Source organism: Janthinobacterium sp. P210006 (assembly GCF_036231885.1).
GTDB lineage: Bacteria > Pseudomonadota > Gammaproteobacteria > Burkholderiales > Burkholderiaceae_D > Janthinobacterium > Janthinobacterium violaceinigrum.
On sequence record NZ_JAZARD010000002.1, the window covers coordinates 744216 to 764232 of the forward strand.

The following is a 20017-nucleotide window of genomic DNA, read 5'->3' on the forward strand; positions in this document are numbered from 1 at the left end:
ATGATCCGTTTCAGCAAGTATATAGGGCGGGCAACAAAGCGGGCTGGAATTTACGGCAGGCAAGCATCCAGGCGGGTCAGCGTAACGCCAACGTACGCGCCCACGCAGCGCTCATCGCGCGTGTGGAAAGGGTCGGCCACTTGCAGCCAGCCGCAGTCGCAGACGACGGGATCGACCTGGACCACGACGCCCAGCGCCAGGTAGCGCCAGCCATCGAGGCGCAACACGCCTTTTTCCCGGCCGGGATTGGCCTTGAACATCGCGTCCCAATCGTCCAGTTCGCTGGCTTGCGGCCACAGTGCGAGCCGCACTTGCGTGCCGGCGGCCAGTTGCGCGCCGCCGAACTCGTCCATCACGTGCAGGCGCTGGCCGTCCACGTCGATGACGGCTTCCAGGTAGTCGCCCTCGGTCGCGATGAAGGTGGCCGTGACGACCGAGTGCGTCACTTCTGCGCCTGCTCCAGCAGGGCCGGCAATTCCTTCAGCATGGTGTCGCGCGTGCGCAAGCCCGCCGACTGCTGGCCCTTCTGCTCGTCCTGCACCAGGCGCGCGAAGACGATCGACTTTTCCCCCTTGCTGGCCCAGCCCACGAACCAGCCATAGCCATGCGCTTCGTCAAAGCTGCCGTCGGCCTTGCGCGGGAAGGCCGCGCCCGTCTTGCCATGCACTTGCCAGCCGCCCACATCGGCCAGGCGCGTCAGGCGCTGCGTTTCCTGCATCGCCTGTTTCGTCACGGGCAGCTGGTAATTGACCAGCTTGCGCAAAAAGCCCAGCTGTTCCAGCGGCGAAATCTTCAGCGAAGAACTGATCCACGAGCGCTCCAGGCTATTGTCCTTGCCCTTGTCTCCCGACACATCGGCGTTGCCGTAGCCGAGCGCCCGCGTGTACTTCTGGAAACGCTCGGCGCCCAGCGCCTGCGTGATCTGCTGCGAATACCAGACGACGGAATACTGCATCCAGCGCGACGGGTCCGTATCCTGGCGCCACGCTTCGCCGCCCCAGTCCACATAACCCTGGCGGTAGGGCAAGAGAGGCTTGTGCTCATCCTTGAGGAAGCCCGCGTCGTAGCCCATCAGGCTGAGCGCGATCTTGAACGTGGATGCGGGAGTGACGCGGTCGATGCAATTACCCTCTTGCAGCAGGACGGCGCCCGTTTTGGCATCGGCCATGGCGGTGCAGATGGTGGAGGCGTGGGCCGCCGTGATGGAAAAGGCCGACAATGCAGCCAACAACGCGCTTTGCAAAAAAAGATTCATGCGTTTATTTGTTAAATAGAAGGTGGTCGTCAGTATCCGGCCACGTCAGCGGCCGGGAGCCGGTAGGCGACACAAGCCGCCTACCGCTATTCTACATGCCGATATTGACCACGCCCTCAGCCGAACTGCGGTACGTTGCACTGCCCGGCGCCGCCTGCGCCAGCACCAGTTGCTCGCCATCCGGCGCTGCAACCCGGCTCAGCAGAAAATCCGCATTGGGTAACAGTCCCGTCGCCAGGATGGTGCTTGCCGTGGCCGGCGCGTTCCAGCTCAGGCGCGCCGCTGGCGCCGCGTCGCGATTGAACGCCACCACCGTCTGCGTGCCGATCAGCACGGCTTCCGTATGACTGTCCGCCACCAGGCGCCGCGCCGAACCGCTGCCGGCACTGCCGCTGCCGAGGTCATTGTCCGCCACGTGCAAGGCGTGCATGAAATACTGGACCGCACCGGCAGGCGCGCTCCCGGCCGCCTGCACCTCCAGGCGCCAGGCGCCAATGTCTCCCGTGACACTGTCGTCATAGGGCCAGGTACGTGGCTTGGGCGGATAATTGCGCCATTTATAACTATTGTCTGCTTGCAAAGTGCGTACCGTGAAGCGGCAATCGCCGGTGGGGCCGCCTGGCTGCAAAGTGCCTATGCCGATGGCCGAATCGGCGCGGATCTGGTCGCATACCTGGCCGTGCACGTCCAGCCCCCCGACCTTGGTAATCACGGCATTCTCGGGCAGCAGCGTTTGGGTGATCAGCATGCCGCCGCCATTGCGGATGGTGATGGCGCGCGCATCGCTGGCAGCATAGGCAAAACGGTACTGTCCATTCCCCAGCGCGGGAGCCGGGACAGCCGCCACCGGTTCGTTCACCGTGTGCAGCAAAAACGTGGCTGGCGCGGCGTGCGTGCGCACGCGGTCGAACATCAGGACGATGGGCAGGGAAGCGGTGGCCGGTGCCGGCAAGTACACGATGCTGCGCAAGAAGCCTTGCGCCTGATCCAGCTTGCTTGTGGCATAAGCCTTGCTTGCATTGCCGCGGACATAAGTATAGGCGGGTGTGTATTCGTAATTGACGATGCCATCCATCGCATTGACAGCGCCCGGCTGTATCTCTTCCAGCGTGGGATAGGGCTGGCGCGCGCTGCCCACCCATTGGCCTCCGTCATTGCTGAATTCCACCTTGCTCCCGCCATTGCCCGGGCGCTGGAAGCGCTCATTAGCATCGAATGCGATGACCGTATTGTGCGCGATGCTGCGCGTATAGTAGTTGGCCCAATGCGCACTGGCATAGGCGTCGTAGCGGCCCGAATCGACCAGCAAGGGCCCCTTGTAATTGAGGGAAATGCTGTTCTGGTCCAGATGGTGGTGATTATCGCTGATAAACGAAGTGGACTTAAACTCCAGCAACGTCGCATCGGCGTACGTCCAGCGGTCGCGCATCAGCACCTGGCCCGAACGGCGGAAATGGCGCGACAGATCCAGTTCCGCCGGCGCATTCAAGGCCGCCGTATTCACGGGCCACAACAGCTGTTCGAGTATGTAGGGATAACGGTTCGGCGCCTGGCGCTGCCCACGCACTTGCTCCTGGTAAAAATTCCACGCATTGCCATCATTGGCGTGGGCGGCGGCCCACAGCGCGACGCTACCGACCAGTGTACCGGTGGACAAGGTGACGAAGTTGTCTCCGCTGGCCGGATAGCTTTTATCGTCACGCAGGCCGTAAATGTAAGGATAGATGGTTTTCGGCAGCCATTCGGACACCTGCCCCATGTCGCCCGCGTCTTGCACCGCCGTGTTCCACAGCAGCAGGCGGGAAGGCAAGTCGACCAGGCTGTAGGAAAAACCGGAGTGGTATCCGCCATCGACGGAAATATCGCGACGCACGGCCAGGAAGCCTTCGTTGAAATGGCTATACGCCGTGTCGATCATGGGCAGCACGTCGGCGTTTGACGCATCGGCGATGGCCAGCAGACCGACGGCCGCGCCGTACACGCTGCTGAAGTTCATGCCAGCCAGGTAGGCATGGGCGACCGACGGCTGCGGCGGCGAGGCATAGCGGTTCCAGTGGCTGAAAACCGGCTTGACGGCGCAATCGAATGCGGAGGAAGACAGGCCCTGCAAACCGCAGATTTCGCTGAGCAGATTGGTGTCCCCCGGCGCCGCAGGCGCAACGATGGTAGCCCGGATGGTGGCGGCCATCGCCGTCAGATAGCTTGCCTGGCCCGGGTCGCCCGGGACGACGGTCTGCCCCAACTCGGCATGCAGCCAGTCATACAGGATGCCCAGCGCGATCACGCGCCCGCCCATCGACATATCGCCGCCCGCATTCAGTGGAACGGCACGCAGTTTATCGATATAGTTCAAGACTGTCGAAAAATACACCGGCTGTTTGCTCAGTTTATAGGCCAGGGCCAGTTGCTGGGCAGTGGCAATCATCATGTTGCGATGCCCGAGCGCCGTACTGCACACGGCGGGGCTGGTCGAAGGCGAGGCTGATGTGGGACAGGTATTGAGCGATGCCACATCCAAATTCACCAGCCGTAAGAAATCCATCCAGGCCGTCGCCAGCTTCAGGTCGATGGCATCGGGATAATGTACGAGGATACTGCCCTGCCCGTCTTTCAATACAAAATTGCTGATCGGCTCATTGACCCTGCCAGGAAATTGAAAAGCCGTCTGGTCCGGGGAAAACTCGACCTTTGCGCTATTCGGATTATCCGAGTCGACACGCAGCCATTCGAGGGCCATCGGTTTGTTGACGCCGTCTATTTTGAGGCTGGTCGTCTTTGCAACGCTATTCCAGCCAAATTCTATCCGCGTCGCCACGCCTATGGGCAGATCCACCACCTGAAATGCAATATACCGGGCCACCTGGCTGCCGATGGCCTTTTGCAGCAGGCCGATCTGTATCCTTGCCGTGCTGGCAGTATCCTGATCCGTATGCCGGAAGAATATGCCGCTTCTTCCGTTATTGCTATCCATTTCGCCGAAAATCAACTGCCCGTTATCGATAGCCGGATTTTTCTGCGCTGCGGTAAAATCAAAGGCGATGGTTCCGCCCGCGGCTGGAAAAACAGCCGGCGCCAATGGCAATCGGGCCGCCAGCTGATCGATGGCCGTTTGCGTGGTAAGCAGGCGCGGATGGCCCGGAGAAATCGACAGCGGCATTGCGGCAGTATTTGCAGCTACCAGTAACAAGGAAGATAGCAATAGAGATTTCCCTTTTGCTTTTTTCCCCATCGTGTCCGCCAGACTCCGGCACCGAACGTTCTCGCCCTGAAAAAATATCGCCATCCCCGCTCCTCATATCCAAAATGATTTAAAACTATCGTCAACAATCATGACGATATCATTTTTATAAGTTTTTCAGTGGGAAATTATCAATAAAATAAATCCGGGAGGGCCATATGCGGCGCCTTTGCGCAACGATGCCAGGCTAGCGCCTGGACTTGTCTTCCTTCTCCGCCGGGTCCCCGCGCTTCAGCCGCTCTTCTTCAAGCTCATCCATCCCAAGCTTTTCCTCGTCGATCAGCGCATGCTCGCGCCGTTCGCGCTCCAGTTCCTGTTCCAGCGAGCCATCGGCGACAGCCTGTTCGTTTTTCTCCGGCATGATGCATTCCTCCAAGGTCAGGGAAAAAAAGCGCGGCGGCTTGCCGTCAAGACGGCCCCATTCCCGCCTGCGCCACGGCATCGTGCGGATGCAAGCTTTCCATATGCCGCACGGTAACACACGCCTGCCCATAATGCGGCCCAAGCGGCGCCAGCGCCGCCTGCACGCGGCGGGCCGCGTCTTCCACGTACATCAGGTTAGCACCATTCAAGCGCGCGAACGCCTGTTCGTCGGCCCGTTTCACGGCCGTCTGCAGCGGCGTCGCCAGCGCGGCCTCCACCAGGTCGATCAGGGGAAACAGGTCCAGCTCCGCCTGCTCCGTCAATGGCACGGTGACCGTCGCCGTGCTGCGCTGGCTGTGCGGCGTGGCCAGGCTTGCGTGTTCCTGCAGCCACTGGCGGGCGGCGCCCCCATCGATGGGGCCAGTGCCGAACTGCGCCGCAAAGGCGTCGGCCAGCAGCTGCCGCGCCAGCGCCGCCGAACACGGACAGGTCGATGAATAGCCGACCTCCACCGTCAGCGACAGGGCGAACCCCTGCGGCGAGCAGCTGGCCTGCAGACGCACGGGATACGATTTCCAGCCGGCCAGCCCTGCCGTCAACAACGCCGGCTGGCGCCGCAGCAGGGGAAAGGCCAGCGCCAGGCGCGCCTGCGTGCTGCCGCAATCGGCGTGGCTGTCCACCATGCGCCGCAGCACGGCGGCCAGCGCGCCCGCATCGAGCGGCTGGGCAGCGGCAAACGCATCGAGCAGCAAATACAGGCGCGACATATGGATGCCCTTGATGTGCGGGTCGGGCAAATCGACCTGCACGTCGGCCCAGGCATGCACTTGCTGCGCCTGCCCACCCTCTTCCAGCCACAGCGGCAAGGCGATGCCCTGCATGCCCACCCACTCGAGCGGCAAGGGATTGCCCAGATGGGGACCGGCCGCCACATCGGGCAGGGGCAAGGAAAGGGGATCGCGCTTCATGCTGGACACTCCATATGCAAACAAGTTGCATATCATGGAGAAAAATCACCACATTTGCAAGTACCTTGCATTAAACCGGCATCGCAATTTCGCTTGACGACCTGTCATATGTTAGATAATGTTGACACATGACAGATACACATACCTCCCCTACTGGCAACCGCTTGCTGGCCATGCTGGCGGCGCTCGACAATCCGCACCGGCTGCGCATCATCGCGGCGCTGGCCAGCGGCGGGCGCAACTACATCAGTCAGCTGGCGCGCGACCTGGGCATCAGCCGTCCCCTGCTGCATCTGCACTTGCAAAAGCTGGAACACGCAGGCCTGGTCACCAGCCAGCTGGAGCTGTCGCACGACGGCAAGGCCCTCAATTACTTCGAAGCCAGTCCCTTCGAATTGCTGCTGACGCCGGCCAGCATCGCCGCGGCCGCGTCTACGCTTACTCCCAACCCGGATCCATCCTGAACTGTAGAGGTCATCATGTCTGAAAACATCTTTTTCGCCGCCTTCTTCTTCCCCTGCACGGCGGCCGTCATCATCTTCGCCTTCAAATATGCGTCCGGCATCGTGCAGGCGCGCGCCCGGCTGGCGCAGGACGGCGCCTACCAGGAACTGGCCCGCTCCATGGCTGCCTCGCAGGCGGCAACGGCAGCGGCGCTGGCCGCGCTGAGCGCTGCCACGGCGCAGATCCAGGCGCGCCTGGACGGCCTGGAGAAAATCCTCAAGGAAGTCGAGTAAGCCCCTTTCGCCATCCCCCCACAAGCAGGAGAACCCACCATGTCCACCATGAATACCGTCTCGACCGCCCGCCTGTATGCGCTGCGCGCCATGTATCTGCTGGTCGTGCTGGGTCTCGGCAGCGTGCTGTGGCCCGGCATCGTCACGCCGCACCAGCCGTGGGAGCTGGCGCGTGGCACGGTGAACTGCATGCTGGCCGCGTTCTCGCTGCTATGCCTGCTGGGCCTGCGCTATCCGCTGCAGATGCTGCCCGTGCTGCTGTGGGAAGCGCTGTGGAAGACCCTCTGGCTGCTGCTCGTGCCGCTGCCCCAGTGGCTGAACGGCCAGCTCGATCCCGCCACTGCGGCAACGGCGTTCGAATGTGCGTTCGTGGTGCTGGTCTACCTGGCCATTCCGTGGCGCTACGTGCATGCGCACTATCTTCTCAAGCGGGGAACGGCCTGGCGCCAGCTCAGGCAGCCTTGCGAAACGTCAGATTGATGCGCTGCGCGCCAAGCAGCGCGTGTTCGCCCTCCTTCAGGGGCGCCACGCCGTGGAAGCGCAGGCGGTCGGCGCCGCCCCACGCCACCACGTCGCCGTGCAGCAGCGCGATGCGCGCCGCCTTGTCGGCCCGCTGCGCCCCGCCGAATAGAAAAGTGGCGGGCAGGCCCAGCGAGACGGACACGATGGGCGCCGTGAAATCGCATTCGTCGCGGTCCTGGTGCAGGGCCATGCGCACACCGGGCGCGTAGCAGTTGACGAGGCAGGCGTCGGGCGTGAAACCGGGATAGCCGGCCGCCAGCGCCGCCTCCTGCGCCAGGCGCAGGAACACGGGCGGCATGGGCGGCCAGGGCTGACCGCTGACGGGATCGAGGCCCGCATAGCGGTAGCCGCGCGCGTCCGTGACCCAGCCCAGGGCACCGCAATTGCTCATGGCAACGGACATGCGCAAGCCGCCCGGCGTGGCCATGTGGCGCAGGGGCGCCGCCAGCACGATGGCGTCCAGCGCCGGCAGCATCTCGTCCAGATATGGCAGGGCAAAACCGCGCAGAAGCACCGACGCTGTCGCACCGGGCACCAGCGGCGCCGGACCCAGCGGGGCGTAATCGTCATCGGCAAACAGGGACAGGTTCATGCCGCCTATTTTAGCCGCCGCGCAGAAAAAGCGCGCGCGCCGGCCCCGGGGTGCGCTACAGTAGCGCTTCCAGCCACTACCACCGACTGCCACGATGGATCATTACGCCGATTTGCTGCAAACCCTGGCGCAACAGGAAGAATCCCTGCAATTCGAACGCTTCGACAACGACGCGGCGCTGGCCGTGGGCCTGTGGATCGTCGAGGAAGTGCGCAAGCGGGGCAAGGCCGTCACCGTCAACATCACGCGCAACGGCCACGTCCTGTTCCATCACGCCATGACGGGCGCCACGGCGGACCAGGCGGACTGGATACGCCGCAAGAACAACACGGTGCAGCGCTTTTGCCGCAGTTCCTACTACATGGGCATTTCGTATAAGAGCCGCGGCAGCACCTTCGAAGACGTGAAATACCTCGACGACATCGAGTACGCGGGCCATGGCGGCGCCTTTCCCCTGCTGATACGCGGCGTGGGACTGGTCGGCACGGTCACCGTGTCCGGCCTGGCGCAGGCGGACGACCACGCGCTGGTGGTGGCCGCGCTGCAGGCGCAGCTCGATACTCAACTCGACAAATAGTCAGGCGGCCAGCGCCTGGCGCAGGGCGGCGCGCGCCAGCAGGCGCGTGGAATCGAGAGTCGGCAGCGGCGAATTGGCGTCGCTGATGATCAGCGGGATTTCCGTGCAGCCGAGGATGACGGCGTCGCAGCCCTGCTCGCGCAGGCCGGCGATGATGGCCTGGAAGCGCGCCACGCTGTCCTGCTTGACGATCCCCGGCACCAGCTCCTCCATGATGATGCGGTTGATCTCGCTGCGCTCGTCCTCGCCGGGCCGCACGCAGGCGATGCCGCGCGCGGCCAGCCTGTCCGGATACACGGCGCTGTCGACCAGCCAGCGCGTGCCCGTCAGGCCGACGCGTTGGTAAGCGCGGGCGGCCGCCTCGCTGGCCACGACGTCCGCGATATGCAGCCAGGGCAGCGGCGAACGGGGCGCCATCAGCTCGAATGCCTGGTGGATGGTGTTGTCGGGGCAAATCAGGAAGTCGGCCCCGGCGGCGGCCAGCTTGCGCGCCGACGCCAGCATCAGTTCGGCCACACCGGCCAGGTCGCCCGCGTTCAGGCACGCCACATAGCGCGCCAGCGGCGGCGTGTGCAGCGTCACTTCCGGATGTTCATACGCGCCCAGCGCATGCGCGCCCTCTTCGCAAATCGTGCGGTAGCACAGGGACGCGCCTTCGGCCGAGCAGCCGACGATACCGATATGTCGAGTCATGCGATCTTCCTTTTCAATCAAATGCGCTGGCCGCCGTCGATGGGAATTTCCGCGCCCGTGATGTACGAGGCGCGCTCGCTGCACAGGAATTCCACCAGGTCGGCCACTTCGGCCGTCGTGCCCAGGCGGCGCAGCGGGATCTGCGTGTCGACGATGTGCGAGGTGCCGGGCGACAGGATGGCCGTGTCGATTTCGCCCGGCGCGATGGCGTTCACGCGCACGTTCAGCGGCGCCATGTCGTTGGCCATTTCGCGCGTCAGCGAGGCCAGCGCCGCCTTCGAGCTGGCGTAGGCGGAACCGGCAAACGGGTGCACGCGATAGCCGGCGATCGAGCACAGATTCACCACGGAGCCATGCGCGTTCGACAATTCCTGCGCGAAGCCGCGCGTCAGCGCCAACGGCGCAAAGAAATTCGTGTTGTACATTTCCTGCCAGGTCTGCATGTCCGTCGTGAGCGAATTGACGCGCGAGCCGCCCGGCCCCTTCGGCGACACGCCCGCATTGTTCACCAGCGCATGCAGTTTGGAGTCGCCCAGCATGGGGCGCAGGGTATCGACCATCTGGCCGATCTGGCTCAGGTCCGACAAATCCATGCACACATGCGTATTGTGCTCCTGGCTGCGCGGGCAGCCGCCGGGAATCGGGCTGCGCGATACGGTGATGACGCGCCAGCCCAGACTACGGAAGCGTTCGGCCACGGCGTGGCCGATGCCGCGGCTGGCCCCCGTGACGATGGCGGTTTTCTGTTCGCTCGCGTGTTTAATGTCTGTCATGTTTGTCATGTTCTTCCTTGTCCTGTTCTGCATGTTGTTCCGCGCCACCCGCGCCGTGCAGGCGCTCCTGGCGCATCACGTAGGCCAGCATCTGCGTCCCGCCGTCGAGAATGTCCTGCTCGATGGCGCGCCGCGCGGCCGCGCCGTCGCGCTGGCGCAGCGCGACGAGGATGGCATGGTGGTGGCCCACCCGCATGTCGGGCGAAAAGCTGGCGTAGCCGGCGGCGATCAGGGGCGCCGTCTGCATCCACAAGTGGTCGACGAAGCGCTTCAGGGTCGGCATGCCGGCCGCCTGCGCCAGGCCCAAGTGAAACGCCTGGTTGCATTGCAGGGCGGCCGCCAGGTCGTGCCGCGCGATGGCGTCTTCGTTCGCCTGCAGCAGGCGCTCCAGGTCGGCCAGGGTGGCGTCGTCGATGCGCTGCGCCGCTTCAAACGCGCCCAGTCCTTCCAGTTCCAGGCGCAGCGCGCGGATTTCCAGGTAGCGCGCCACGCTCAGCACGGGCACGCGGAAGTCGCGCGGCGAGCGCAGCACGAGCGCCTCTTCCTGCACCAGTTGCAGCATGGCGTCGCGCACGGGGGTCACGCTGGTGCCCAGCTGCAGCGCCAGTTCGCGGATGCGCAGCCGGTCGTTCGGCTGGAAGCGCCCGGCCGCCAGCGCATCGCGCAGCGTCGCGTACACGGACTTGCCCAGGTTAACGTGCACCAGGCTGTCCAGGGATGGGTTCATGGGTGGCTTGAGAGTCGGTAAATTATGATGCATCATACATCAATGCAAAAAACAGCGTTTTTCCCCGCGTGCGCGGGAGGCAGGAAACGCCGCAAGAACGTACAATCGGCAGCCACTGCATCGAAAGGACCGCACTTGAACTGGGATTATCCGCACGCCTACACCCTGCCCGTCACGCCCGAAGAGGCCGACATCGATGGCTTGCAGCACACCAACAACGCCGTCTACGTGCGCTGGTGCGAACATATCGGCTGGCACCATTCGGCCACCCTGGGGCTGGATCTGGACGATTACCGGCGCCTGGACCGGGCCATGGCGATACGCCGCGGCGAGTACGACTACCTGCTGCCCACGCGCGCCGGCGAAGCGCTGACCCTGGCCACCTGGCTGTGCGCCAGCGACGGCCGCTCGAGCATGGAACGGCGCTTCCAGCTGATCCGCGACAGCGACGGCGCCACCGTCGTGCGCGGACGCTGGGAATTGATCTGCATCGAATTGAGCAGCGGACGCGCGCGCCGCTTGCCGGCGGAATTTCTGGCCGTGTACGAGCCGGCCATCGTCGCGGCGCGCCAGCCGGCGCAGGACTAGGCCGGCAGGCGCGCCGGTTCCAGCGCGATCAGCGCCAGCAGGATCACCAGCGGCACGGCCAGCGCGGCGAAGCCCACGGCCAGGTAGGCAAAGGCGGCCATGATGGCGCCCACGGCAAAGCCCAGCAATGGCCAGAAGAATTTGACGCAGCGTTCGCGCGTGGCGCCGTCGGCCGCGCCGCGCAGCACGTCGACCGTATCGATCACCACTTGCGTGACATTGCCCGTCATCATGGACGTGGGCGCCAGGTGGGCCAGCAGCAACCGGCTGATGGCGCTGTGCGCGCCCATGGCCGCCGCGCCGAACAGGCCGGCCGCCATGGCCAGCGCGCCCGGCTCGGGCCCCAGCGGTTCGGCCAGCACGCCAAACACCATGAAACCGAGCAGCAGCACCAGTTCCAGCAGCAGCGTCAGGCGCAGCGCCGGTCCGCCGCGGCGTTCGGCCGCCACGCTCAGCAGCCGCGCGGCCGCCACGCCCACGATAAACGCGGGAAATGCCAGCAGCTTGAGGGCGATCGAGGCATGCGTGGCGTTGGCCAGCGCCGCGCCGATCAGCACGAAGTTGCCCGTCACATGGGCCGTGAACAGGCCAAACAGGGCGACAAAGCCCAGGGTGTCGACATAGCCGGCCAAAAAGCCCAGGCTGATGCCCTGCAAGCGGCTGCGCTGCGCAACATTCATACGTTCTCCTTGAAATTTGCCGCCATCATACCAAGCAGGCGCCGCGGACGGCAGGGGTTTTACGCGCCGTTCAGCGAAGATACCGTGCTTTTCTTGCGCCCCCGCAGTGCAACATGCATTTCGCTCCTGATTTGCGCGCCCATGCTTTAGAATCAGCGACCTCAGCCCCGTAAAAACAGGACAAAACATATGACGGCAGTCGGGAATACCGAACCACAAGAGCTCAAGCGCGGCCTGAAAAGCCGCCACATCCAGCTCATCGCCCTGGGCGGCGCCATCGGCACCGGCCTGTTTCTGGGCATCGCGCAAACCATCAAGATGGCCGGCCCCTCCGTGCTGCTGGGCTATGGCATCGCCGGCGTCATCGCCTTTATGATCATGCGCCAGTTGGGCGAGATGGTGGTCGACGAACCCGTCGCCGGCTCCTTCAGCTATTTTGCCGACAAATACTGCGGCCACCTGCCCGGCTTCCTGTCGGGCTGGAACTACTGGGTGCTGTATGTGCTCGTCAGCATGGCCGAACTGACGGCTGTCGGCATCTACGTGCAGTACTGGTGGCCCGGCGTGCCCACCTGGGTCTCGGCCCTCGTCTTCTTTTGCGCCATCAACGCCATCAGCTTGCTGAATGTCAAAGCCTTCGGCGAAATGGAATTCTGGTTCGCCATCATCAAGGTGGTCGCCATCATCGGCATGATCGTCTTCGGCGCGTACCTGCTGGCCTCCGGCGACGCGGGCCCGCAAGCCTCCGTGGCCAACCTGTGGCAGCACGGCGGCTTCTTCCCGAATGGCTGGCAAGGCCTGGTGATGGCCATGGCCGTCATCATGTTCTCGTTCGGCGGCCTGGAACTGGTGGGCATCACGGCGGCCGAGGCGGATGACCCGAGCACGACGATCCCGCGCGCCACCAACCAGGCCATCTACCGCATCCTGATCTTTTACATCGGCGCGCTGGGCATCCTGCTGTCGCTGTATCCGTGGCAAAACGTCGTCACCGGCGGCAGCCCGTTCGTGCTGATCTTCCATGCGCTTGACAGCAACCTGGTGGCCACAGCCCTGAACGTGGTAGTGCTGACGGCCGCCCTGTCCGTCTACAACAGCGGCGTGTACTGCAACACGCGCATGCTGTTCGGCCTGGCCAAACAGGGCAATGCGCCGCGCGCACTGCTGCACCTGAACCGCCGCGGCGTACCGCTGGTGGCGCTGGGCGTGTCGGCCCTGGCCACGGGCGCCTGCGTGGTGGTCAATTATTTCATGCCGGGCGAAGCGTTCGAAGTGCTGATGGGCCTGGTGGTGTCGGCGCTGATCATCAACTGGGCCATGATCAGCTGGATCCACCTGCGCTTCCGCGCACAGAAGAAGCTCGAAGGCAAGACGACCTTGTTCCAGAGCCTGGGCTACCCGTTCACCAACTACCTGTGCCTGGTCTTCCTGGCCGGCATCCTGGTGATCATGTACCTGACGCCGGGCCTGCGCATCTCCGTCTACTTGATTCCCGTGTGGCTGGCCGCGCTGGGCATCGGCTACTGGATCAAGCAGAACAAGGCCAAGGCATAAGCTGTTTGCGCCGCATCAGACAAAAAGCCCGTCTTCGCAGGAAGACGGGCTTTTTGCATTGAACGCGGTCTCGCCGTCTATTGCTACGCGGCGGCCCCGCCCTCTCCCGGCAACACATCGGCTCGCCACAGGCCGATGCTCTGGCCCGCATACGATTGCAGCAGCACGTCGTCGCTCAAGCTCAGCATCGCCTGCTGGCGCTGCTCCGCCTTTTTCTCTGGCGTCATGCCCAGCTCGCCCGTCCGGTACGGCCCCAGCACGGGCAACAAGTCGCGCAGCACGGAATAGTTGCCTGGCGTGGTCTTGTCCGATTCCAGCTTGCCCATGAAATACTTCATGACATGCTCGGACTGGCTGCCTTCCTGCCGCAAGCTCGCCTTCACCATCTTGCCATCCTTGTAGGCCACCTGCGCGTCGCTGCTGGCCGTATCCTCGATCTGGTGGTAGGTATAGTTCTGCGATTCCGTACTGGTCGTCAGGCGCAGCGGCACGCCGGGGACGAGCGTCTGATGGAAGCTGGCGCTGAGCTTTGATTGCTGCTGCTGCCTGATCGAACGCGCGTCCTGGCTGGCACCGGTCTGTGCCGTCTTCTGCGACACTTCATAGTTGAAGCCATCCTTTTCCGCGCTGCGCATGGGATTGCTGAATTGCACGGTTTGCGATACGGAAGCGCTGAAGTCCGCCAGCCCCGTCAGGATGGACTTGTCCTCGGCCGCCAGGCGCCACTTGCCCGTCTCGGGAGTCTCCGTGGCCGCTTGCGGCGCGGCGGTATTGCTATGCAGGGCAGTAAAGCCATCCTTGAGCATGGCCACCAGGCCCGCGTCGCCATGGCCGCGCGACGCCGCCTGGTCGAATTGCTTCATATAACTGTCCAGCGCCTTGGCTTGCCGCTCGCGGCTGCCCAGGGTATTGAGCTGACTGGCGTCGACCTTCAGATCCAGGGTGCCGGCCTCGCCGCTGAAGCTGATCTTGCGCTGCGCGCCATCGGCCTGGAAATCCAGCGTTTGCACGCTTTCCGGTTCGCCGCGCACCTTGACTTCCGCATGCAGCTTCACCGACGCCAGCACCTGCTGGTCGAACTGCATCAAGCCCTCCAGCTTGATTTTCGGCGTGCTTTGGCCCATGCCGTCGATGGCGTCCTGGAAACCCTTCGCCAGGTCGCCCAGCGCGCTGGCTTCAGCATCGCTGAGGTCGCCGCTCGTCGTCATGTTCACGGCCAGGCCGTCGCCCTGGCTATCGAGCGACAGCTTGACTTCCACGCCACTCCTGGTGGTGATGCTGAGGGCAACCCTGTCTTCGCCATTGCCATGCAGGTCGCCCGGCGCGATGGCCGATGCCCCGTAGACATTGGGCGTGGTACTGGGCGGCGGCTGCCGCATCGCCTGCGAGAAATTGTAGTTTCCCAGCTTGGCCTGTCCCAGCATGGCCGCGCCCAGGCCGCTGAAGCGGCCGCCAAACGCATACGAGGAAAAACTTTTCGTCATCGCCTCGCTCACCTTGTCGCGCGTGGCGCTTTCCCACACCATCGGCGGTTTCGGCAGCGCCGCCCCGCTGCTGCCGTTCACGCTCTCGGGACTGAAAGCAACGATGGACGATGGTGTGGACACGGGCGACGGCGACGCGGCATCCGCGCGGTTCGGCGTGATGGAGGACGTGCGCGACGGGGCGCTGTTCCAGCTGGACAATGGAGAAATGGAGGTCATGGCGCTGTAACCTTGCAAGTGGCGGATAGGGGCATCATAAAATATCGATATGGTTAAATTTTTCGCAATTACCTGGCGCCAGGCAAATCTTGCGTCACCTTATCCAAGGTGGTGGCAAGTACTGCATGGCAATACTGCATTAACGGCAATAAAGGGCAAAGCATGAGCGTCGGGGAAATGAAACATTTTCATGCCGCCCACCTCGCCTACCCCCAACAAGTTGAATCACTGCCGGGAATGTCCATTAAAATGCCAGTATGGAACACAAGATTCTGCGCGCCCCGCTGTCCAGCTTTACCGACTTGTTGCTCGATGCCGTGTGCATGGTCGACGTGGACGGGCGTTTTGTGTTCGTCAGCACGGCCTGCGAACGCATCTTCGGCTACACGCAGCAGGAAATGATCGGCAAGCTCATGCTCGACATGGTTGCCCCCGCCGACCGCGCGCGCACCCTGGCCGCCGCGCGCGCCATCATGGATGGCCATGCGCAGACGCACTTTGAAAACCGCTACCTGCGCAAGGATGGCAGCCTGGCGCACATCATGTGGTCCGCCCGCTGGTCCGCGGCCGACCAGCTGCGCGTGGCCGTGGCGCGCGACATCACCCTGCTAAAACAGGCGCAGGCAAAGCAGGCGGCGCTGTACGCCATCTCCGAAGCCATGCAGGCGACGCAGGACTTGCCCGCCCTGCTGCACCGCATCCAGCACATCATCGGCGAACACTTGCCCACGCGCAGCCTGACCTTGCTGCTGCATGGCGAGCACGGCGCGCAAGCGCCCATGACCTGCCATGCGGACGACAGCACGCCCCAGCCCACGTCATCGCTGGCCAGCCTGCTGTGCGACGAAGTGCTGCGCAGCGGCCGCCCCCTGCTGCTGCAGGCGGGACAGCTGGCCGGCCTGCCCCTGGCGCTGCAAACGGCAGCCTGCGGCCTGTCCTCGTGCTGGCTCGCCGTGCCGCTGTATTCCTCGCTGGGCAGCATCGGCGTGCTGGCCTTGCAGGGCGACCAGAATGCCGTCATCGGCACGGAGCAGGACCAGGATCTGCTGCAATTCGTCGCCAAACAGCTGGCCACCGCCATCGAGCGCCAGCAACTGCAGACGCAGATGCAGTTCATGGCCATGCACGACGAACTGACCCGCCTGCCGAACCGCCGCCTGTTCCACGACCGCCTGCACACGGCGTTCGCGCGCGCGCACCGCCAGGAAGGCCGGCTGTCGCTGCTGTTCCTGGACCTCGACAACTTCAAGCGCGTCAACGACGACCACGGCCATGCCTGTGGCGACCTGCTGCTGCAGACGGTGGCGAGCCGCCTGCGGGATTGCATGCGAGAAACCGACACCCTGGCCAGAATGGGCGGCGATGAATTCGTCGTGCTTCTGGAAAGCACGGCCACTCCCATGGACGTCAGCCTGATCGAACAAAAGATCCACGCGGCCCTGGCCGCGCCGCTGCACCTGGGCAACGGGCACCAGCTGCAGATCGCAGTCAGCATCGGCGTGGCCCACTATCCGGAAGATGGCGATACCATGCAGCTGCTGCTGCGCCATGCGGACCGGGCCATGTACGCATCGAAGGTGCTCGCCGCAGCGTCGCGCTAGCGGGCGGCCGTACTCGGAGGAAATTGCCCCTATGCTATACTTTCCGGCGATGCTAAGACTCTTCAAAACATGGCTGATCCTGCTGCTGATCGCGGCAGTGCCGCTGCAAGCGGCCGCTGCGGGCACCATGCGGCTGTGCGCGCCGCCCGCCCCCGTACTTGCATCGCCTGCCGCCCCCATGGCCGCGGCATGCCGGCATCACGGTGCGCTGCCATCCGCCATCGCGGACAGCGACGGCACGCCGGAAGATGGCAAGGCCCCTGCCAAGCCGCCCGCCTGCGGCGCCTGTTCGGGGTTTTGCCTGGGCGCACTGATGCCGCCCTGCCTGGCCCTGCCGCCTGCCGCCTGCACCGGCGCGCAACAAGTCACGGCCGCAAACGCCCCCTTGCTGGCGGGATTCATTCCCGACGGCCCACGCCGGCCCCCGAGACAGTTTTCCGCCTGAGCGCAGCCAGCGCACCTGGTCCTGTGCGCGCGCGCAACTCCCCCTCAAAAAACAGGCCGCCAAGGCGGCCACGACAGACATTATTTGTATGAAAGCATCACCATGATCAAACATTTCCTATTGCGCGGCGCCTTCGCCGCCATGTTGGGCCTACCCACGTTCGCCATGGCGGCCCTGCCCGTCATTGAAGTCTACAAGAGCGCCTCGTGCGGCTGCTGTTCCGAATGGATCAAGCACCTGGAAGCGAACGGCTTTACGGTGCGCGCGAAAAACGTGGAAATGCCGGCGCAATACCGCAAGCTGGCCGGCATTCCCGATGCGCTCGGGTCCTGCCACACGGGTCTTGTCAACGGTTACGCCATCGAAGGCCATGTACCGGCCAGCGACATCAAGCAGCTGCTGCGCGACAAACCCAAGGCCAAGGGCCTGGCCGTGCCGGCAATGCCCATGGGCTCGCCAGGCATGGAAGGACCGCGCAAGGATGCGTATGACGTCCTGCTGGTCAAGAACAATGGCAGCACCGAGGTCTACAAGCACTACAAGTAAGACTGAACGCAAATGAAAAACGCCGCCGGAATCGCTTCCGGCGGCGTTTTTTTTATCAGGCAGCAGTCAGGAACTGTCTGCCTGTCAGGACTGCCTTAGATGCTGTCCAGCACGGCATTCAGGCTGGCGCTCGGGCGCATGACTGCTTCCGTCTTCGCTGGATCTGGCAGGTAGTAGCCGCCGATATCCATTTCCTTGCCTTGGACTGCTTTCAGCTCGGCAACGATCTTTTCTTCGTTCTCGGCCAGAGCCTTGGCCACTGGCGCAAAGTGGGCCGCCAGTTCCGCGTCATCCTTCTGTGCCGCCAGAGCTTGCGCCCAGTACATGGCCAGGTAGAAATGGCTGCCGCGGTTGTCCAGCTCGCCGGTGCGTGGCGATGGCGACTTGTTGTTGTCCAGCAGCTTGCCCGTCGCTTCGTCCAGGGTTTTCGCGAGGATTTTGGCCTTCGCATTGCCCGTCTTGATGCCCATGTCTTCCAGCGACACGGCCAGGGCCAGGAACTCGCCCAGCGAATCCCAGCGCAGATGGTTTTCTTCCACCAGCTGCTTGACGTGCTTCGGTGCGGAACCGCCGGCGCCCGTTTCGTACATGCCGCCACCGGCCATCAGCGGCACGATCGACAGCATCTTGGCGGACGTGCCCAGTTCCAGGATCGGGAACAGGTCGGTCAGGTAATCGCGCAGGATGTTGCCGGTCACGGAGATGGTGTCCAGGCCGCGGAACGCGCGTTCCAGGGTGTAGCGCATGGCGCGCGTCTGCGACATGATCTGGATGTCCAGGCCCTTGGTGTCGTGATCCTTCAGGTAAACCTGTACCTTCTTGATGACTTCGTTCTCGTGCGGACGGTAGGAATCGAGCCAGAACACGGCAGGCATGCCCGAGTTGCGCGCGCGCGTGACGGCCAGCTTGACCCAGTCGCGGATCGGCGCGTCCTTGACCTGGCACATGCGCCAGATGTCGCCCTCTTCCACCGTTTGCGTCAGCAGCACTTCGCCCGTTTCCAGGTCGGTGATGTTGGCGATGCCGCCTTCCGGCACTTCAAACGTCTTGTCGTGCGAACCGTATTCTTCCGCTTGCTGCGCCATCAGGCCCACGTTCGGCACGGTGCCCATGGTCTTCGGATCGAAGTTGCCATGCCATTTGCAGAAGCCGATCATTTCCTGGTAGATGCGTGCGAACGTCGATTCCGGCATGACTGCCTTGACGTCTTTCGGACGGCCATCGGCACCCCACATCTTGCCGCCGATACGGATCATGGCTGGCATCGACGCGTCGACGATGATGTCGTTCGGCGAGTGGAAGTTGGTGATACCCTTGGCCGAATCGACCATGGCCAGTTCAGGACGGTTGGCGTGGCAAGCGTGCAGGTCCTTCAGGATTTCATCCTTTTGCGACGCTGGCAGGGTCTCGATCTTGTCGTACAGGTTGCTCATGCCGTTGTTGACATTGACACCCAGTTTGTCGAACAGCTCGGCGTGCTTGGCAAACGCGTCCTTGTAGAAAATGCGTACGCAGTGGCCGAAGACGATCGGGTGCGACACTTTCATCATGGTGGCCTTGACGTGCAGCGAGAACATCACGCCCGTCTTGAAGGCGTCGTCGATTTCCTTCTCGTAGAACTCCAGCAGCGCTTTCTTGCTCATGAACATGCTGTCGATGATTTCGCCCGCTTGCAGGGAAACCTTCGGTTTCAGCACGATGGTCTTGCCCGACGCCGTGACCAGTTCCATCTTGACGTCGCGGGCCTTTTCCAGGGTCAGCGATTTTTCGCCATGGTAGAAGTCGCCATGATGCATGTGCGAAACGTGGGTTTGCGAAGCCTGGCTCCACTCGCCCATCGAATGCGGGTGCTTGCGTGCGTACTCTTTGACGGCCTTCGGTGCGCGGCGGTCGGAGTTGCCTTCACGCAGGACCGGATTGACCGAGCTGCCGATGCACTTGCCGTAGCGCGCTTTCAGGGCTTTTTCTTCGTCCGTCTTCGCGTCTTCCGGATAGTCCGGCAGCTTGTAGCCACGGCCTTGCAATTCGCGCACGCAGGCGATCAGCTGGCCTTGCGAGGCGCTGATGTTCGGCAGTTTGATGATATTGGTATCGGCCAGTTGGGTCAGCTTGCCCAGTTCAGCCAGGGTGTTCGGGACTTTTTGCGCGTCCGTCAGGAATTCGGGAAATTCAGCCAGTACACGGGCCGCCACCGAAATATCGCTGGAGACCACGTCCACGCCAGCCGGCGCGGTGAATTTTTTGATAATTGGCAGCAGGGAATACGTCGCGAGCAGCGGCGCCTCGTCAGTCAGCGTGTAGATGATTTTGGATTTTTGTGTTGCCATGTTCATTCCCTTGTATGCGGTGATGCCTGGTGGTTAACTTTCTTCATTCCAAACACAGGACGGTTAGCCTTGCTTTGGACGGCTAGTGTGCCGGCGGTGACGCCGTGCTTGCCCACCACGTATTTTAG

Annotated in this window: 22 protein-coding genes; 10 read left to right on the forward strand and 12 right to left on the reverse strand. The window is 63.4% G+C overall.

Translation table 11 applies throughout. The features are described 5' to 3' along the window. Positions 1-50: 50 nt before the first annotated feature. From VPH41_RS11825 to VPH41_RS11835, 3 genes are all read right to left on the reverse strand, one after another. Complete coding sequence (locus tag VPH41_RS11825) at positions 51-446, reverse strand: hypothetical protein (RefSeq protein ID WP_328570145.1); 396 nt, start codon at positions 444-446, stop codon at positions 51-53. After that, the gene (gene blaOXA, locus VPH41_RS11830) at positions 443-1255 is read right to left on the reverse strand and encodes a class D beta-lactamase (RefSeq protein WP_328570146.1); all 813 of its coding nucleotides are present in this window, start codon (positions 1253-1255) and stop codon (positions 443-445) included. Before blaOXA ends, VPH41_RS11825 begins: the two co-directional genes overlap by 4 nt. Before the next feature lie 91 nt (positions 1256-1346). Further along, a complete protein-coding gene (locus tag VPH41_RS11835; RefSeq protein WP_328570147.1) occupies positions 1347-3683 on the reverse strand; it encodes a heparinase II/III domain-containing protein in 2337 nt (778 codons plus the stop codon). Positions 3684-3836: 153 nt separating this feature from the next. On the opposite strand from VPH41_RS11835, the gene VPH41_RS11840 reads away from it, so the two are divergent. Continuing rightward, a complete protein-coding gene (locus VPH41_RS11840; protein WP_328570148.1) occupies positions 3837-4439 on the forward strand; it encodes a hypothetical protein in 603 nt (200 codons plus the stop codon). Positions 4440-4680: 241 nt separating this feature from the next. Here the strand turns inward: VPH41_RS11840 and VPH41_RS11845 are convergent, their stop codons facing one another. Continuing rightward, positions 4681-4854 (reverse strand): hypothetical protein, encoded by a 174-nt coding sequence (locus tag VPH41_RS11845; protein WP_328570149.1) that lies wholly within the window; start codon positions 4852-4854, stop codon positions 4681-4683. Between the two features lie 46 nt (positions 4855-4900). Continuing rightward, a complete protein-coding gene (folE2, locus tag VPH41_RS11850) occupies positions 4901-5824 on the reverse strand; it encodes a GTP cyclohydrolase FolE2 (RefSeq protein ID WP_328570150.1) in 924 nt (307 codons plus the stop codon). Positions 5825-5952: 128 nt separating this feature from the next. On the opposite strand from folE2, the gene VPH41_RS11855 reads away from it, so the two are divergent. The 3 genes from VPH41_RS11855 to VPH41_RS11865 are packed head-to-tail and all read left to right on the forward strand — an operon-like array spanning position 5953 to position 7041. Next, positions 5953-6288 carry an ArsR/SmtB family transcription factor gene (locus VPH41_RS11855; protein WP_328570151.1) on the forward strand — a complete coding sequence of 112 codons (336 nt, stop codon included), beginning with the start codon at positions 5953-5955 and terminating at the stop codon, positions 6286-6288. A 15-nt stretch (positions 6289-6303) separates the two neighbouring features. Further along, positions 6304-6561, forward strand: a complete 258-nt coding sequence (locus tag VPH41_RS11860; RefSeq protein ID WP_152281429.1) for a hypothetical protein — start codon at positions 6304-6306, stop codon at positions 6559-6561. Between the two features lie 39 nt (positions 6562-6600). Then, entirely contained in the window at positions 6601-7041 is a 441-nt protein-coding gene (locus VPH41_RS11865) for a hypothetical protein (RefSeq protein WP_152281428.1), read from the forward strand. Here the strand turns inward: VPH41_RS11865 and alkB are convergent. Next, on the reverse strand, positions 7013-7675 hold the full coding sequence (alkB, locus tag VPH41_RS11870; RefSeq protein WP_328570152.1) for a DNA oxidative demethylase AlkB: 663 nt from the start codon (positions 7673-7675) through the stop codon (positions 7013-7015). The genes VPH41_RS11865 and alkB overlap by 29 nt on opposite strands. A 94-nt stretch (positions 7676-7769) precedes the next feature. On the opposite strand from alkB, the gene VPH41_RS11875 reads away from it, so the two are divergent. Continuing rightward, a complete protein-coding gene (locus VPH41_RS11875; RefSeq protein WP_152281426.1) occupies positions 7770-8252 on the forward strand; it encodes a heme-degrading domain-containing protein in 483 nt (160 codons plus the stop codon). Here VPH41_RS11875 and VPH41_RS11880 read toward each other — a convergent pair whose 3' ends face one another. The 3 genes from VPH41_RS11880 to VPH41_RS11890 are packed head-to-tail and all read right to left on the reverse strand — an operon-like array spanning position 8253 to position 10445. After that, on the reverse strand, positions 8253-8945 hold the full coding sequence (locus VPH41_RS11880; protein WP_328570153.1) for an aspartate/glutamate racemase family protein: 693 nt from the start codon (positions 8943-8945) through the stop codon (positions 8253-8255). A gap of 17 nt (positions 8946-8962) precedes the next feature. Beyond that, on the reverse strand, positions 8963-9718 hold the full coding sequence (locus tag VPH41_RS11885) for an SDR family NAD(P)-dependent oxidoreductase (protein ID WP_328570154.1): 756 nt from the start codon (positions 9716-9718) through the stop codon (positions 8963-8965). After that, positions 9705-10445 (reverse strand): GntR family transcriptional regulator, encoded by a 741-nt coding sequence (locus tag VPH41_RS11890; protein WP_328570155.1) that lies wholly within the window; start codon positions 10443-10445, stop codon positions 9705-9707. Before VPH41_RS11890 ends, VPH41_RS11885 begins: the two co-directional genes overlap by 14 nt. Before the next feature lie 135 nt (positions 10446-10580). On the opposite strand from VPH41_RS11890, the gene VPH41_RS11895 reads away from it, so the two are divergent. Then, complete coding sequence (locus VPH41_RS11895; protein ID WP_226941064.1) at positions 10581-11033, forward strand: acyl-CoA thioesterase; 453 nt, start codon at positions 10581-10583, stop codon at positions 11031-11033. Here VPH41_RS11895 and VPH41_RS11900 read toward each other — a convergent pair. Continuing rightward, positions 11030-11713: a YoaK family protein gene (locus tag VPH41_RS11900; protein ID WP_328570156.1), complete on the reverse strand. Its 684-nt coding sequence runs from the start codon at positions 11711-11713 to the stop codon at positions 11030-11032. The genes VPH41_RS11895 and VPH41_RS11900 overlap by 4 nt on opposite strands. A 189-nt stretch (positions 11714-11902) precedes the next feature. Here VPH41_RS11900 and VPH41_RS11905 point away from each other — a divergent pair, with 189 nt between their 5' ends. Next, on the forward strand, positions 11903-13267 hold the full coding sequence (locus tag VPH41_RS11905) for an amino acid permease (protein ID WP_328570157.1): 1365 nt from the start codon (positions 11903-11905) through the stop codon (positions 13265-13267). A gap of 83 nt (positions 13268-13350) precedes the next feature. Here VPH41_RS11905 and VPH41_RS11910 read toward each other — a convergent pair whose 3' ends face one another. Beyond that, positions 13351-14970 carry a hypothetical protein gene (locus tag VPH41_RS11910; RefSeq protein WP_328570158.1) on the reverse strand — a complete coding sequence of 540 codons (1620 nt, stop codon included), beginning with the start codon at positions 14968-14970 and terminating at the stop codon, positions 13351-13353. Between the two features lie 257 nt (positions 14971-15227). On the opposite strand from VPH41_RS11910, the gene VPH41_RS11915 reads away from it, so the two are divergent. From VPH41_RS11915 to VPH41_RS11925, 3 genes are all read left to right on the forward strand, one after another. Continuing rightward, entirely contained in the window at positions 15228-16571 is a 1344-nt protein-coding gene (locus VPH41_RS11915) for a sensor domain-containing protein (protein WP_328570159.1), read from the forward strand. Positions 16572-16620: 49 nt separating this feature from the next. Next, entirely contained in the window at positions 16621-17016 is a 396-nt protein-coding gene (locus VPH41_RS11920) for a hypothetical protein (RefSeq protein ID WP_328570160.1), read from the forward strand. A 102-nt stretch (positions 17017-17118) separates the two neighbouring features. Next, positions 17119-17562, forward strand: coding sequence for a DUF411 domain-containing protein (locus tag VPH41_RS11925; RefSeq protein ID WP_328570161.1), 444 nt, complete (start codon positions 17119-17121; stop codon positions 17560-17562). Positions 17563-17657: 95 nt separating this feature from the next. Here the strand turns inward: VPH41_RS11925 and VPH41_RS11930 are convergent, their stop codons facing one another. Then, positions 17658-19889, reverse strand: a complete 2232-nt coding sequence (locus VPH41_RS11930) for an NADP-dependent isocitrate dehydrogenase (RefSeq protein ID WP_328570162.1) — start codon at positions 19887-19889, stop codon at positions 17658-17660. Positions 19890-20017: the final 128 nt, after the last annotated feature.